The sequence below is a fragment of the Nonomuraea sp. NPDC050328 genome, assembly GCF_044459405.1.
Taxonomy (GTDB): domain Bacteria; phylum Actinomycetota; class Actinomycetes; order Streptosporangiales; family Streptosporangiaceae; genus Nonomuraea.
This window is the reverse complement of record NZ_JBITIW010000012.1, coordinates 102,247-115,388: the sequence shown is the minus strand read 5'-3', so window position 1 is coordinate 115,388 and position 13,142 is coordinate 102,247. Positions and strand designations below refer to the sequence as shown.

15 protein-coding genes are annotated in these 13,142 nt (G+C 70.1%); 9 read left to right on the top strand and 6 right to left on the bottom strand.

The genetic code is table 11. The features are described 5' to 3' along the window. Positions 1-281: 281 nt before the first annotated feature. The 4 genes from ACIBG7_RS35900 to ACIBG7_RS35885 form a co-directional block, all read right to left on the bottom strand. Entirely contained in the window at positions 282-605 is a 324-nt protein-coding gene (locus tag ACIBG7_RS35900; protein WP_357934452.1) for an STAS domain-containing protein, read from the bottom strand. Positions 606-730: 125 nt separating this feature from the next. Then, positions 731-1,285, bottom strand: a complete 555-nt coding sequence (locus ACIBG7_RS35895) for a DUF5994 family protein (RefSeq protein ID WP_397339152.1) — start codon at positions 1,283-1,285, stop codon at positions 731-733. Positions 1,286-1,589: 304 nt separating this feature from the next. Continuing rightward, the gene (locus ACIBG7_RS35890; RefSeq protein WP_397339151.1) at positions 1,590-1,904 is read right to left on the bottom strand and encodes a hypothetical protein; all 315 of its coding nucleotides are present in this window, start codon (positions 1,902-1,904) and stop codon (positions 1,590-1,592) included. A gap of 134 nt (positions 1,905-2,038) precedes the next feature. Continuing rightward, positions 2,039-2,248, bottom strand: a complete 210-nt coding sequence (locus ACIBG7_RS35885) for a hypothetical protein (protein ID WP_397339149.1) — start codon at positions 2,246-2,248, stop codon at positions 2,039-2,041. 169 nt (positions 2,249-2,417) lie between these two features. Here ACIBG7_RS35885 and ACIBG7_RS35880 point away from each other — a divergent pair, with 169 nt between their 5' ends. The 6 genes from ACIBG7_RS35880 to ACIBG7_RS35855 all read left to right on the top strand — a co-directional run bounded on the left by ACIBG7_RS35880 (position 2,418) and on the right by ACIBG7_RS35855 (position 7,063). Next, the gene (locus ACIBG7_RS35880; protein WP_397339148.1) at positions 2,418-2,639 is read left to right on the top strand and encodes a DUF5994 family protein; all 222 of its coding nucleotides are present in this window, start codon (positions 2,418-2,420) and stop codon (positions 2,637-2,639) included. Positions 2,640-2,648: 9 nt separating this feature from the next. After that, positions 2,649-3,542: a YihY/virulence factor BrkB family protein gene (locus ACIBG7_RS35875; RefSeq protein ID WP_357934440.1), complete on the top strand. Its 894-nt coding sequence runs from the start codon at positions 2,649-2,651 to the stop codon at positions 3,540-3,542. A 164-nt stretch (positions 3,543-3,706) separates the two neighbouring features. After that, positions 3,707-4,021, top strand: coding sequence for a UBP-type zinc finger domain-containing protein (locus tag ACIBG7_RS35870; RefSeq protein WP_397339146.1), 315 nt, complete (start codon positions 3,707-3,709; stop codon positions 4,019-4,021). Positions 4,022-4,038: 17 nt separating this feature from the next. Further along, entirely contained in the window at positions 4,039-5,040 is a 1,002-nt protein-coding gene (locus tag ACIBG7_RS35865; RefSeq protein ID WP_397339145.1) for an acyl-CoA desaturase, read from the top strand. 56 nt (positions 5,041-5,096) lie between these two features. Then, positions 5,097-6,053 (top strand): LysR family transcriptional regulator, encoded by a 957-nt coding sequence (locus tag ACIBG7_RS35860; RefSeq protein WP_397339144.1) that lies wholly within the window; start codon positions 5,097-5,099, stop codon positions 6,051-6,053. Positions 6,054-6,196: 143 nt separating this feature from the next. Continuing rightward, the gene (locus tag ACIBG7_RS35855) at positions 6,197-7,063 is read left to right on the top strand and encodes a GNAT family N-acetyltransferase (protein WP_397339143.1); all 867 of its coding nucleotides are present in this window, start codon (positions 6,197-6,199) and stop codon (positions 7,061-7,063) included. A gap of 316 nt (positions 7,064-7,379) precedes the next feature. On the opposite strand, the gene ACIBG7_RS35850 is transcribed toward ACIBG7_RS35855, so the two are convergent. Continuing rightward, positions 7,380-7,580: a hypothetical protein gene (locus ACIBG7_RS35850; RefSeq protein WP_397339142.1), complete on the bottom strand. Its 201-nt coding sequence runs from the start codon at positions 7,578-7,580 to the stop codon at positions 7,380-7,382. 373 nt (positions 7,581-7,953) lie between these two features. On the opposite strand from ACIBG7_RS35850, the gene ACIBG7_RS35845 reads away from it, so the two are divergent. Then, on the top strand, positions 7,954-8,730 hold the full coding sequence (locus tag ACIBG7_RS35845) for a SigB/SigF/SigG family RNA polymerase sigma factor (RefSeq protein ID WP_397339141.1): 777 nt from the start codon (positions 7,954-7,956) through the stop codon (positions 8,728-8,730). A 762-nt stretch (positions 8,731-9,492) separates the two neighbouring features. Here the strand turns inward: ACIBG7_RS35845 and ACIBG7_RS35840 are convergent. Continuing rightward, entirely contained in the window at positions 9,493-11,424 is a 1,932-nt protein-coding gene (locus ACIBG7_RS35840) for a ricin-type beta-trefoil lectin domain protein (protein WP_397339140.1), read from the bottom strand. 157 nt (positions 11,425-11,581) lie between these two features. Here ACIBG7_RS35840 and ACIBG7_RS35835 point away from each other — a divergent pair, with 157 nt between their 5' ends. Together ACIBG7_RS35835 and ACIBG7_RS35830 are read left to right on the top strand one after the other, a co-directional pair. Next, on the top strand, positions 11,582-12,685 hold the full coding sequence (locus tag ACIBG7_RS35835) for a LacI family DNA-binding transcriptional regulator (protein WP_397339139.1): 1,104 nt from the start codon (positions 11,582-11,584) through the stop codon (positions 12,683-12,685). Between the two features lie 212 nt (positions 12,686-12,897). Then, positions 12,898-13,137, top strand: a complete 240-nt coding sequence (locus tag ACIBG7_RS35830; protein ID WP_397339138.1) for a hypothetical protein — start codon at positions 12,898-12,900, stop codon at positions 13,135-13,137. Positions 13,138-13,142: the final 5 nt, after the last annotated feature.

Sequence of the window (13,142 nt, the reverse complement as noted above, 5' to 3'; positions counted from 1 at the left end):
AAGCGGCGGGCTAGTTTGCGGCGGGGCGAATCCTTCCCGGGCATCGTGGCATGCGGGCGGCCAGCCTGGCGCGTGTCTCCTGTCGTCCGGCGAGGGTTGGGAAGAGCGGGAGGCCGGTCGGTCGAGCGATTGACCGGCCTCCTAAGCCTTCCTCCGGATCGGCTGACTGGGCGTGCCGTTCGATCTGACATGGATGCAGTTGTCGCCTGGCGAGGCCGGGTGAACGGCGTGGTGCCGTCATGGCCCGCCACAGCGAGGAATCGAACAGGCCGGCAGGCCGATCACGGCCGGATCGGGAAGCGGCGGTCCAGCCCGGTGAGGCGCAGCAGCAGGGAAACGCGCGGCGGAACGCCGGTCAGAGCGAGCGTGATGCCCCGCGCCCGAGCACGGCCTTGCAGGCCGATCAGCACGCCCAGGCCGCCGGCCCCGAAGAAGGTGACCCGCGACAGGTCCAGAACGAGCAGGCCGGTGCTGGAGTCGAGGGCGTTGAACAGCCGCTGACGCAGCTGCGCCGTGGCGAAGATGTCGATGTCCCCGGACAGCTGCACCAGAGTCGGGGCAGAGGCGCTTGCTCCGCTGAGCGGGGCGGTGGCGATGACGGTCATGAGCGGACTCCTGTTCGGAGAAGTCGACGACGGATTGGCTGCCTGCCGGCCGGAGAGCGGTCCGCCGCCAAAACGGGCGGTACCTGAACCGCTCGATCCAGCCGGCAGGCGGTACATGGGTGACCTCACGCCGGTGCTGTCTGCTGCGCGAGCACGGAGCCGCCCTCGTTCTCCCAGCGGGCCGGTCCGGTGATGGTCGCCGCGCGGAACCCGGGGTCAGGGGACAGGCCGGCCAGGGTGAGGATCTCGTCGAGTGACATGCCGGCGGTGTCCTGGAGGGTCGGCTTGAATGTCGCCAGCGCCACTCCGGCGGCGGCGTCCGGCGGGATGATCAGCAGGACGACCGGCTCGCCGACGGCGAAGACGAGGGTGATCACACGCGGGTCGGCATGGCGGAACCAGCCGATGCGGACCTGCCGGCCGCGCGCGGGGAGCCGGTGCGGGAGGTGCTGCCACGTGTCCCGATGCACGCCGATCCGCAGCGTGGTCCGGCCCAGTCGCTGGTCGACGGCGGCAATGAGGGTGGGAAGCTCGGCTGTCGCGTCGCAGGAGTAAGGCCACCAGGCGCCATCCACGACGGCTCGGCGATCCAGCACCGGGCCGAGGCTGAGCCGTAGCGTGGAATCCACCCGAGGAACCGCGGATGAGACGGAGCGTTGAGGAAGAAGCGTCGGCGACATGGTCTGCCTGACCGTCCCGGGCCCTGTGCAGAGGGCCGGTGGTGGTTCGCCGGGGGCGACGCAGACTCGGGTGCCAACGCTCGAAGAGTCCTCGGTACCTACTACCGTACCTCATTGATTTCGGAATTACGCGATTTCTGAAATTCGGCTGAACAGACGAATTTCAGAGATGCCATATCGGAGCCAGCCTCCGGAAAATGCGCACAAGAGTCGTGGGGCGCTGCTGGACCGCTCGTCCGTACGTAGCGCAGCGGCGGCGGTCGAGAACTGCGCCCACCCCTCTTAGGTCAGGTCGGTCCCTCGATCACTCCGCGGTGTCCAGGAGGTGCGCCCCGGCGTCATGCAGCGTGATGCCGGCGCCATCCGGCTCGTCGGCCTGCGGCTTGGAGATCGCGATCGCCCGGAAGCGGGTGTCGCGGGTCGGGCCGTCGCCGACGAGGTGGCCGCGCAGTTGGCCGGCACGGTCGTAGACGGCCCAGCGGCCGGCGCTCACCTGGGGCAAGGCGGCCGGGTTGTCCTTGAGCCATTGGGCGTTGGCCCGGTGGTCGGGGGGTGTGTCGGCTGCGTCCGGCCCGGTGGGCTTGACGGCGGAGTTCAGAGTTCCATGAGCGCTGCTCATGTTGCGCCTCGCGTTCGGGTTGCCGTTGAGCTTTCGAAGCTCCGAAAAGAGGTGCTTTGCCGGGGGTGCGCCCCTGACCTGGTAGGTCTATGCGCGAAATGCCATCGGCATCCCCACTGTACCTCACTATTCAATCAGGGGATTTTCTCATCCCCACCGATGGCAGGCTTCCGCAAATAACGGAAAAGGGGCTTCATTTCGCCAGACCGTCTCGCGCGGAAGCAGGCGCACGACGCCTTCGTTCGAGGCAACTGCTCAACCGCGGCCGCCTCTTCGAGCTGCCCGGTCGGCATCTTCTCCAGGCAGGCGGCGAGTCGCTCATCACCAGTGATCTCCCAGAACAAGCATCGACACCACAGAAGCGGGCGGTCCTCTGCTCGTCCCCGGTGCCGCCGTCATCCGTGGGCGCCTGCGCCTCACAAGCGGGGAATATTTTCCAACAAATGTTCGCTTTCCTGAATCGAGTGTCCCCCATTCTCTCCGGCCAGAACTGGCCTAGACAGGCGGCCGTCCATGACGCCGAGCCAAACCGCGTCCCATCCGATCGCGCCGCTCCCGGCACAGTCACCGGCCACCGCCCCGGCGGTACGGCTGAGCCTCGGATCCCCGTTCGACTCCCGCCGCCCCGTGGACGGCGCGTGGTGGCCCCGCTCGACCGCCGCGGCCACCGAACTGGTCGCCCTCATCCGGGCCATCGAAAGCGTGCCCGCCCGTGACAAGCCCCGCAGTGGGTAGCACCCTGGCATGACGATCGGCTCGTTAGGCCAGCGCCTCGCCCTCGCGTGGGCGGGCGCCCGCCGCCGGCACGGACGGCTGGACCACCTCGTGCGCGCGGTGATCCGGTACGACGAGGCCGACGGTGGCCGGCTGTCGGCCGCGCTCACCTACCACGCCTTCTTCGCCACCTTCTCCCTGGGCCTGCTCGGGTTCGCCATCCTGGGGCACAGCCTGGACGATCCGGTGGTCCTGGCCACGGTGCAGGACTATCTCACCGGCAACTTCCCCCGCCTCGACGTGCAAGCCCTGCGCGACGCGCGGGGAACGGCCGGACTGGTGGCCACCGTCGGCCTGATCCTGACCGGCCTGTTCTGGATGGACACGCTGCGCTCGGCCAGCCGGGCGATCTGGCGGCTGCCGGAGTACCCCGGCGGCTTCTGGCTGCGGCAGGTCATCGACCTGGGCGTGCTGGCCGGCCTGGGCCTGCTGCTGGCCGTCTCGCTGGCGCTCGCCTTCGGCGCCCAGGCGCTGCTGACCTGGCTGGCCGGTCACACGGTCGGAACCGACGCGCTCCCGGCCCGCTGGCTGCTGGACGGCACCGCGTTCGTGCTCGGCCTCGGCGTGAACACCCTGCTCGCCGTCGCGTTGCTCAGCGCCCCGCCCCGCCTGCGTGTACGGCTGCGCCGTCTGCTGGGACCGGCGCTGCTCATCACCGTCGGCATCGAGATCCTCAAGACGCTCGGCCAGTTCTTCCTCAACCTCACCGCGGCCAACCCCGCTTACCAGGTGGTCGCCGGCGCCGTCGGCATGCTGTTGTTCCTCAAGGTCGCCAACCAGCTCGTCCTGTTCGCCGCCGCCGTGGCCGCCACCAGCAGGCGTGGCCGCGTCGTCGACCTGGCCATCCGCTCGTCGCGGCTGTGAAACCGAAACGCCGGCACCGTGACGCGAGCCTGAGAGCGCACCCGTCATCGTCTCCGGTGATGAGGCTTGCTGCGATCGGCCGTTTCCGATAGCTCCCGTCCAGCCTTCACTGGGAAGTGACCAGTCGGCGCACACGGCGTCGACGTCACCGTGAGGGGGTCGTCATGACCCTGAACACAGGAGACCTGACCACGGCCGCCACCGGCGTCCGTTCCAACGGGCAGGCCCCACGCTGCACCCACGCCGACGAACTCCCGCTCGTGGACCGGGGAGCGCCCGAATGCGCGGCGTGCCTCAGTCTCGGCTGGACCTGGCGGCGGCTGGTGGCCTGCCTGATCTGCGGATGGGTCGCGTGCTCCGATGACTCACCCGGCGCCCACGCCCGGGCGCACTACCGCGAAACCGACCACGCCGTGGTCGGCTCGCTGGAGCCATGGTCGACATGGCGCTGGTGTTACGAGCACGACCGAGTCGTCTAGGAAGGCGAAAGAGACCGATGACTGTTTCCGAACCACCGGTGAAGAGCCGGTCCACCTACGACGGCGAATCCCCGTTCCCCGGGGCCCAGGAGCGCGACCCGGTCGGCAGGACCCAGGCGGGACTGACCGCCTCGATCGTGGTGGTCCCGTTCCTCGCGCTCGGCGTCGCGATCTTCCTGGCGTGGGGGAGGGGGATCACCCTCCTCGACCTGATCCTGGCCGCGGTCTTCTACATCGTGACCGGGCTGGGGACCACCGTCGGATTCCACCGGCTGCTGACCCACGGCTCCTTCGTCGCCCGGCCGTGGTTGCGAGTGGTCCTCGGCGTGGCGGGCTCGATGAGCTTCCAGGGCAACCTGACCGACTGGGTGGCCATCCATCGCCGCCACCACGCCTTCACCGACCGTCCGGGCGACCCTCACTCGCCCTACCGGTACGGCACCAGCCTGCGCGGGCAGTTGCGGGGACTGGCCCACGCCCACCTCGGCTGGCTGTTCATCGACGATCGGACCTCGGCCGAGCGCTACGCCCCCGACCTGCTCGCCGACCCGGCCCTCGTGCGGGTGACGCGCGCCTTCCCCCTGCTCTGCGCCCTCTCCCTGGGCTTGCCGTTCGTGGCCGGCTGGGCGATCAGCGGCACCCTGTACGGCGGGCTGACCGCCTTCCTGTGGGCCGGTCTGATCCGGGTGGCGCTGCTGCAGCACGTCACCTGGAGCGTCAACTCCCTGTGCCACCTGATCGGCCGCCGGCCGTACAAGACCAGACAGCACGACCGGTCCACCAACCTGTGGCCGCTGGCCCTGCTGTCGTTCGGTGAGAGCTGGCACAACGGCCACCACAGCGAACCTGGGTGCGCGCGGCACGGCGTCGCCCGTGGCCAGCTCGACCCCTCCGCCGGGCTGATCCGGCTCTTCGAACGGCTCGGCCTGGCGACCGATGTGCGCTGGCCCGACCCCGCCCGCCTCCAGCGACGCAGCACCTCCGGCGGCCCCGGGACGTACGGCGGGGCGAGGACCTAGGCTGGGTGAGGACCAGCCGGCAAGGTGGGCCGCCCGGCGGGGAAGGGGTGGCGTCCATGGAGATCCGCCAGCTCCGCTACTTCGTCGTCCTGGCCGAGGAGTTGCACTTCGGCCGGGCGGCGGCGCGCGAACACATCGTGCAGTCCGCGATGAGCCAGCAGATCCAGCGGCTCGAACGCGAACTCGGCGTGCGGTTACTGAACCGCACCACCCACCACGTCGAACTCACCCCCGCCGGCGCGGCCTTCCTCGTGGAGGCCCGCCAGATCCTCGACCATCTCGGCCGGGCGGCCCACGCGGCACGAAACGCCGCCGCTGCCCCGCCCACCCTGCGGGTCGGCATCATCGACGCCGGCTACGACTCCATGCCGCAGATCCTGCGTGAGGTCCAGCGACGACACCCCGAGCTGACCATCCACCAGGTGGAGGCCGGTACCCCGGAGCAGTACCGGCAACTGGCGGACGGCCGCCTCGACGTCGGGATCGGCCGGGCTTCGCAGGTGCCGGCCGGCGTGGTCTCGGAGTTGATCAGGCTCGATCCCCTGGGCGTGCTCATCCCGGACGAGCACCGGTTTGCAGGCCTCGCCGCCGTCCCCGTCAGGGACCTCGCGGGCGAGTCGCTCCTGATGGGCGAGGACACCGAGACGCCGGAGTTCAACCAGTTCGTCGTCGAGCTGTGCCGTGAGGCCGGGTTCAGGCCGACCATCTACGAGGGGACCGTCGAGAGCACCCGGGCGGCAGCCGATCTCGTGCTCCAGCACCGATGCGTGCTCTGCGTCCCCTCCTCGTTCCGCACCTCCACCCGCCCCGGCACCACCTGGCGACCCCTGACCGAACCCGCCGCCACCTACCCCTGGTCCCTGCTGTGGCGCTCCGGAGAACCCACGGCGCACGTGGCTGCTGTGCTCGACGCCGCGAGACGGCTGGCCGACCACCTCGGCTGGCTGACCGTCGGCGGCTCGCACCCTGACCCTCCCTCCAGGCAGGAGACTGCCGAGGATCAGGCTCGTTGACCGCGTTCCATGAGTGCGTGATCGGCGTCGCTGCAGACCAACAACGCCGTGGTGGTGGACCAGCCGGGTTTCCGGTGAGTGAGCGTGTTTGAGCTCGCGCTAAATCATTGGACGCGTCCGGTGTGGCCGTGTTTGATCGCGGGATGACGGTCTTGTTGAGCACGCCGGGTGTCGGTGACCTGGACGAAGTGGTGCGCGCGCTGGCGGAGTGGCGGCGCGAGGGGACCTCGATGCAGTTGCATCCGGGGGATGTCGGGTTCTACTGGCAGTTCGGCCCGGAGAGGACCGCCGCGGCATTGCGAACATGGAGTCGTGAGGGCAGGATCCTCGGGGTCGGCCTGCTCGACGGGTCAGACCTGGTACGGCTGGCGGTCGACCCGGAAGCGCGCATGGACGAAGACCTCGCGCGGCAGATGGTCGACGACGTGTCGCGAGGCGAACGCGGCGTCCTGGCGGCGGGCAAGGCCCACGTCGAAGCGCTGTGGGGCGGCCGGTTCCGGGAGTTGCTGCTGGAGGGCGGCTGGGAACTGGATGAGCCGTGGATCCCCATGGCGCGTGGGCTGAGCGAATCCGTGGAGGACTGCGGCCTGCGCATCGAGGTGGTCGGCCCCGAACTGGTCGACGAGCGGGTCGCGGTGCACCGCGCGGCGTTCCAAGGGTCGAAGTTCAGCGCGGAGCGATGGCATGCCATGGCGGCCGGCACGCCGTACACCAGTGCCCGATGCCTTGTGGGGTACAACGACCAGGGCGTCGCCGTCGCGGCCACGACCGTCTGGTCCGCGGGTCCGGGCAGGCCCGGCCTGCTTGAACCCCTTGGCGTGCACGGCGATCACCAAGGGCACGGGTACGGCAAGGCGATGGCCGTCGGTGCCGCGGCGGCTCTGCGGGAGATGGGTGCGTCCAGCGCGACCGTGTGCGCCGAAGGCTCCAACGCCGCGGCCGTGGCCGCCTACCGCTCCGCCGGTTACCAGCCGCAGGCCGAGGTGCGGGACCTGCGCCGGGTGGAGTAGGGCGTGGCGGTGAGGGCGCCGTGGTGCGGCTTTGGAACGACTTCAAGGGATGGACTCGCTTTCCGTCGATGAGCTTCCCCCCGGAGCCTTCTTCGCCAAGTAGGTCCGATATGCGCTGGAGCACCCACCTTGATCAGACGGGATCCCGTCCATTCAGGCCCAGCCGTTCCAAGTGCAGCTCTGCGTGAAGGTGTTGGCCGATCTCCGGGAGCCCGCGCCCGTGCAGGTGCGTGAGTTCCGGAAGGCTTCCGCTGATCCCTCCGGACTGGCCGGCTTCACAGCGACCGCCCCGCCCCCTGCGATTGCGTGGTTCGCGCTACGAGCTCGTCAAGCATGAGGGCGACATTCTCGGCCGGATCGGCGCCCGGACATGGTCCTGGAAGTCGTCGACGAGGGTCAAGGCGACCGTCGCCGGTATGGCGACGACTTCCAGGTCGCCGAGGACCTGCCGCAGGTGCTGGTCGGCGCGGATGCCGCCCTGGATGCCCCTCGGCCAGGTCGCCGCGACCCTCGCCACCACCGCCGAGCGAAGCCTGTGCCGAAAACAGCTCAGCCCGCCGCCCCGACTCCGAGCTGCCCCGGCCGCCCAGGCGGCGGGGGGCCTGGGCGCGGTGATCGCGTTACGCCGTACTCCATCCCTGCCGCCACCTCGCTCCCGGTGACCGGACAGTCACGCCGACCAGCGGGTCCCACGTCGGACCGCCCGTGGACGGACGCGCGCACCGCTCCTGCTTCGACGGAGGTGAAACGGCAGGTTTCGGGATCTGGCCGAGGGGGAATCGTTGTCCGAGAAGTCCAGCAGAGGGCTTCGTCTCCGTTGAAAAACGGGAGGCGGGCCGCTGCGTGGGCGTGGTCGGCTGCGCCTCCTTCCCCCATAGAAGGAGCAGTCGATGGCTGCACACGACACGATCACTCCGGGCCTCACCGCTGAAGAGCTGCTCGCCGAGCTGGCGCAGCCGGATCTCGCCGATGCCCGCCGCGAGCAACTGCTCGAGCAGCTGACGCGGATGCACCGGGGCCTGATCATGGAGGCCGCCCGCCGCTACCGCTACCGCGGCGAGCCGTTCGACGACATCCTGCAGGCGGCCTACCTCGGGCTGATGAAGGCCATCCGCGGCTACGATCCGTCCCTCGGTCACGCCTTCAGCGGGTACGCGATGGTGACGATCAACGGCGAGGTCAAGCGGCACTTCCGCGACCGCACCTGGGCCATCCGCGTACCGCGCGTCTACCAGGACCGGCGCGCCGAGCTGAACGCGGTGACCGGCGAGCTCACCCAGGACCTGGGCCGATCGCCGACGGTGGCCGAACTGGCGCGGCGCATGAACATCTCCGAAGAGGACGTGCTGCTGACCATGGACGCCTCGGCGGCCTACCGGACCCTGTCCCTGGACGTTCCCACGGGCATGGACGACGACAGCACTGTGCTGGCCGATCTGATCGCCGCCGACGACAACTCCGTCGACCTGGTCATCGACAAGCACGCCCTGCGCCCCCTGGTGCGCGCCCTCCCCGAGCGGGAGCGGACCATCCTGAAGCTGCGCTTCTTCGACGACCGCACGCAGAAGGAGATCGCCGACGAGCTGGGGATCTCGCAGATGCACGTCTCGCGCATCCTCAGCAAAACCTTCGCGCACCTGCGGACCGAACTCCTGGCTCCGTGCTGACGAAGGACGCCCTACCTGTTCGGAAGTGCCGGTAACCGATGATCTACTCCGGCTGGGTCCCAACAGCGTCAAGGGTCTGGCCACGCTCGCGGGGCAGCAACCGTAAAGCAGCCCCCGGACGAAGAAGGCCCTGCGGCTAGTCCGCCCCAGCCAGTGCCGCCTCAGCATCGGTCACCTTTGCATAGTGGGTGAGAGCACGGTCCACTCCGGTGCGGTGCAGGAGCTGCCGGCAGATGCCCCGCGCGCCGCTGAGCACCAACCGCCCGCCCGCTTCATGGGCCTGCTTCCACACCCACACCAACCCGCCCAACCCGGACGATCGCAAAAGTCCACAGCGGACAGATCCATCACCACCCTTGGCGGCCGAAGACACCGCGCCAGGATGCGACTCACCTCCCGAACCATGCGCGCCGTGGTATGCGAACTCAGCTCGCCCGCCAACCCCACCACCACGCCACCCTGTAAGTCGCGCACCGTGACCAGCAAAGGCGGCGGCGGAGAGCTCTCCATAGGCTCCATCAAGCATTCCTCCCCTGCTGCCCCCTGCCCGCCACCGCCGCCATGATGCGAGCTAGCTGCAGTAATCGGGACGATCACGGCTTTTCGTGCCACCGCCGGTGGCTCGATGATCACCGAGGAGTTCGAGCCTTCGGTTCTCAACGCCCGCGCATCGAGGGCCGAAACCGCAGTTCAAGCCCGATCACCCAGTCCCGCTCAGGGGAGTCCGGCGCCGGCGGAGGCCGTCGGCGCCGGAGGCGGTCCTTAGTAGACGTCCGCCGTGAGGAACTTCCACGGGTCAGGGGTGCGGCTCTGGCCAGGGGTCCAGGTGCCCGCGCGCTGCAGGGTGACCGGCGTGCCGTCGGCGGTGCCGGTGGCGGCGATCAGCCACGTGGGGTCCTTCCGCGAGGCGTACCCGCCGCCGGTCGCGTTCCAGCGCATCGAGTTCGAGTACTGCCCGATGGCCGCCGAGCAGTTGGCCACCTGGATCGGCCGGCCCTGGGCCATCGTGCCGCCCTCGACGTCGGCGCACAGGCCGGGATCGGCCAGGTTGTGCACCTGACCGGAGACCGCGTTGAACGCCCAGAACTGGTCGGCGTTGCCGTCGCAGGTGTACAGGACCAGGTTCGCGCCGCCGGACGGCTTGGTGCCGGGCACGTCCAGGCACTTGCCGCCCAGCTTCAGCTGCGTGTAGGTCAGCGCCTGCTTGGTCTCCCAGGTGAACACCTGCCGCTGGTCCGCGCCGTCGCACGCGGCCAGGACCAGACCGTCGCCGAGGGCGCGGGCCGTACCCGGAAGGGTGGCGCACAGGGACGGCGCGTTCGCGGCGTGCAGTCGCGCGCCGTCATAGGTCCAGCGCTGGGCGGCGCCGGCGTTGCAGTCCCACACCTGTACGGCGGTGCCGGCGGTCAGGGCGCCGCCGTTGATGTCGGCGCAGCGGTCCTGCGACAGCTCGGTGTGCACGGCCTGGGTGGCCGGGTCGTACCAGAACGCCTGGTTGCGGGTGCCCTCGCACGGCCAGGAGACCAGCTTGCGGCCGTTGCGGGAGGAGTTGCCGTCGACGTCGAGGCAGTTGCCGGTGGCGGCGTGCCTGAGCTGCTTGAACTCCGGCAGTCCCGCGTACAGCTTCGGCGTGCGCGTGCCCGCCGGGTTCATGCAGGTCGCCTGGGCGGTGTCGGCGTGGAAGAACTGGGTCAGGCAGGCGCCGAACGCGGCGTGCCCGCTGCTGTTGGGGTGGAACGACTGGCGCACCGCGTTCGGCTCGAAGAAGTTGCCGTCGACGGCGTGCAGGCCCGTCACCCAGGTGGTGTCCTGGCAGACCTCGGTGCCGTGGTAGAGCCGGCTGGCGTCGAGGTAGCGGGCCCCGGCCTGGAGCGCGGCCCGGCGGATGCCCTGCTCGAACAGCGGGACGGCCTTGTTGCGCGCGAAGGCGAGGTCGGCCAGGTATCCCAGGCAACCGCCGTTGTACCAGCCGGGGAAGCTGGGGTTGTCCTCGACGTCGGGGCTGGCCGGGCCGGGGTAGGACATGGCGACGAGCTGGTAGTCGCCGGGCGCGTAGCCGGCCTCCGCCATGATCTGCTTGATGTCGGTCAGCGCCTTGGCCACCCGCGGCACGATGAAGTCGACGCGCTGCGCCCAGGTGGGGCTCTGGGCGGGCCAGCAGGCGCCCTGGAACAGCACCCGCCGCTGCACGCAGCTCGTCATGGTCGGCGCGAACTCCGGGCCGCCGGTGTCGTTGGCGCCGACCACCACGGTGATGAGCTTGATCCGGGTGTTGCGGGCCTTGACGGCCAGGTTCTCGCCCTGGTTGAGCTCCTGGTACTGGTGGGTGCCGCCGATGGTGATGTCGTTGGTCTGGGCGCCGGAGCAGGACAGGTTGTAGGTGAGGTCGGCGGGGATCGTGGTGACGTGGACCGCGGCCTTCGTCGAGCGGTGGCACCAGTTGTCGGGGCCGTCGGTGCCGGGCTCGTACAGCGAGCGGTCGACGGCGCCCTCGCCGGAGATCTCGCTGTCGCCGAGGGAGGTCAGGGCGGTCTTGCGCTGGTTCAGGGGGCGGATGGCGGCGTCGCCGTACAGGGTGACGGCTTCGGCTTGGCGGATGGTCTCGAGGTGCGGGGGGAGGGGGGTCGGGTCGCTGGTCCGGGCGGGGGTCGTGAGGAGGGTGAGCGCTGTCAGGAGAGCCAGGGGTAAGTGCACGGGGGGTGCCTCTCTCGCGTTTTCTGAGCAGTACTCATAAGTAACCCAGTTTTCGCGAGATGTGAATAGGGCTCATGTTGGGAGCTTGTGGCCGCGCAAGGTCCGGAGCGTAGGTCGGGGGTGCCGGCGGTGTCAACGGGTTGACATCGTCCGATCTATGGGACTACTAAATGCATTGAGTAACTCGGCAGAGAGGCGGAGAACCATGGACGGTCCAGGAGGTCCCGCTTCGGACACGCCGGGGAATCCTCCGACTATTGGCGACGTCGCCCGCCGAGCCGGGGTGTCCAAGGGAGCCGTTTCGCTGGCGCTCAACGGCAAGCCGGGCGTCAGCGAGGAGACCCGGCGACGCATCACGGAGGTCGCCGAGCAGCTCAACTGGCGGCCCAGCATCCACGCCCGGGCCATGCTCCGCTCCCGGGCGTTCGCGGTCGGGCTGGTGCTCGCCAGGGACACCCAGCACCTGGCCGTGGACCCGTTCTTCGCCGGGTTCCTCGGCGGGGTGGAGAGCGTGCTGGCCGGCAGCGGATCGGTGCTGGTCCTGCAGGTCGTGGGCGAGGATGCGGAGACCGAGGCCGAGAGCTATCGGCGGCTGGTCCGCGAACGCCGTATCGACGGAGCCTTCCTGCTGGACATCCGGGAGGGCGACCAGCGGCTCGACCTGCTGCCCCGCCTTCGGCTGCCCGCGGTCGCCGTCGGCCCGGCGGGCATGGACTGCGGGCGGATCCCCGTAGTCGGCATCCGCGACGGCGACGGCATCGGCGCGGCGGTCGAGCATCTCGCCGGGCTCGGTCATCGCCGGATCGGCTTCGTCGAGGGGGCGCCCGCCTACCGGCACTCCACGTCCCGCCTCGACGCCTGGCGGCAGGCGATGCTCTCCCGCGGCCTGCCGGCCGACCTGCACGACGCCGGGCACTTCACCGGCCAGGGCGGCGCGGCCGCGACCCGGCGGCTGCTGGACGGGCGGCCCACCGCGATCATCTACGCCAGCGACCTGATGGCCATCGCCGGCATGTCCGTCGCCCGCGAGGCGGGCCTGGAGCTGCCCGGCGACCTGTCGGTCACCGGTTTCGACGACAACCCCGAGGCGGCGCACCTGCACCCGCCGCTGACCACCGTCAAGCAGGACCCCGTCGCCGTCGGCGCGCTCGCCGCCGAGGTGCTCCTGGCCCAGATCGACGGCCGGCACATCACCCCGGAGCCTCCGGCACCCCAGCTGATCGTGCGCGCCTCCACCGCGCCCCCATCACCACGGCGCTGACCCCGCCGGGGCGCCGACCCCCATCCCCCCACCAACGGTAAGGAACGACACATGTCCAACAACCGTGACTTCGCCATGTCCCGGCGCAGCCTGCTGGCCGGTCTCGCCGGCGTCGGAGGACTGGCCGCGCTGACCGCCTGCGGCAGCCCGGGCAGCGGCCCCGCCTCCCCGGCCCGCAGCCCTCGCTGCGCAACCCGGCCACCATCCACGTCGTGCCCAAGCCCGTCACCCCCAGCTTCGAGGACATCTGCACCGGCCTGTACACCGGCCAGATCAAGGACATGCGCGCGGCGCTCACCAAGCTGAACGAGGACCTGGAGAAGGAGTTCGTCAAGGCGCTGGACAAGGCCGTCCAGGAAGGCCACAAGGTCAGCCGGGACGACTACGTCTTCGCCGACTGGGATCTCGGCAAGCCGTACAAGTGGGACATCCCCGAGTACCTCGGGGCCTGAGCCGC

Excerpts from the sequence above, each read along its gene's own strand:
- ACIBG7_RS35900 (WP_357934452.1), bottom strand. The coding sequence starts at position 605 with ATGACCGTCATCGCCACCGCCCCGCTCAGCGGAGCAAGCGCCTCTGCC.
- ACIBG7_RS35895 (WP_397339152.1), bottom strand. The coding sequence starts at position 1,285 with ATGTCGCCGACGCTTCTTCCTCAACGCTCCGTCTCATCCGCGGTTCCT.
- ACIBG7_RS35890 (WP_397339151.1), bottom strand. The coding sequence starts at position 1,904 with ATGAGCAGCGCTCATGGAACTCTGAACTCCGCCGTCAAGCCCACCGGG.
- ACIBG7_RS35880 (WP_397339148.1), top strand. The coding sequence starts at position 2,418 with ATGACGCCGAGCCAAACCGCGTCCCATCCGATCGCGCCGCTCCCGGCA.
- ACIBG7_RS35875 (WP_357934440.1), top strand. The coding sequence starts at position 2,649 with ATGACGATCGGCTCGTTAGGCCAGCGCCTCGCCCTCGCGTGGGCGGGC.
- ACIBG7_RS35870 (WP_397339146.1), top strand. The coding sequence starts at position 3,707 with ATGACCCTGAACACAGGAGACCTGACCACGGCCGCCACCGGCGTCCGT.
- ACIBG7_RS35865 (WP_397339145.1), top strand. The coding sequence starts at position 4,039 with ATGACTGTTTCCGAACCACCGGTGAAGAGCCGGTCCACCTACGACGGC.
- ACIBG7_RS35860 (WP_397339144.1), top strand. The coding sequence starts at position 5,097 with ATGGAGATCCGCCAGCTCCGCTACTTCGTCGTCCTGGCCGAGGAGTTG.
- ACIBG7_RS35855 (WP_397339143.1), top strand. The coding sequence starts at position 6,197 with ATGACGGTCTTGTTGAGCACGCCGGGTGTCGGTGACCTGGACGAAGTG.
- ACIBG7_RS35845 (WP_397339141.1), top strand. The coding sequence starts at position 7,954 with ATGGCTGCACACGACACGATCACTCCGGGCCTCACCGCTGAAGAGCTG.
- ACIBG7_RS35835 (WP_397339139.1), top strand. The coding sequence starts at position 11,582 with ATGGGACTACTAAATGCATTGAGTAACTCGGCAGAGAGGCGGAGAACC.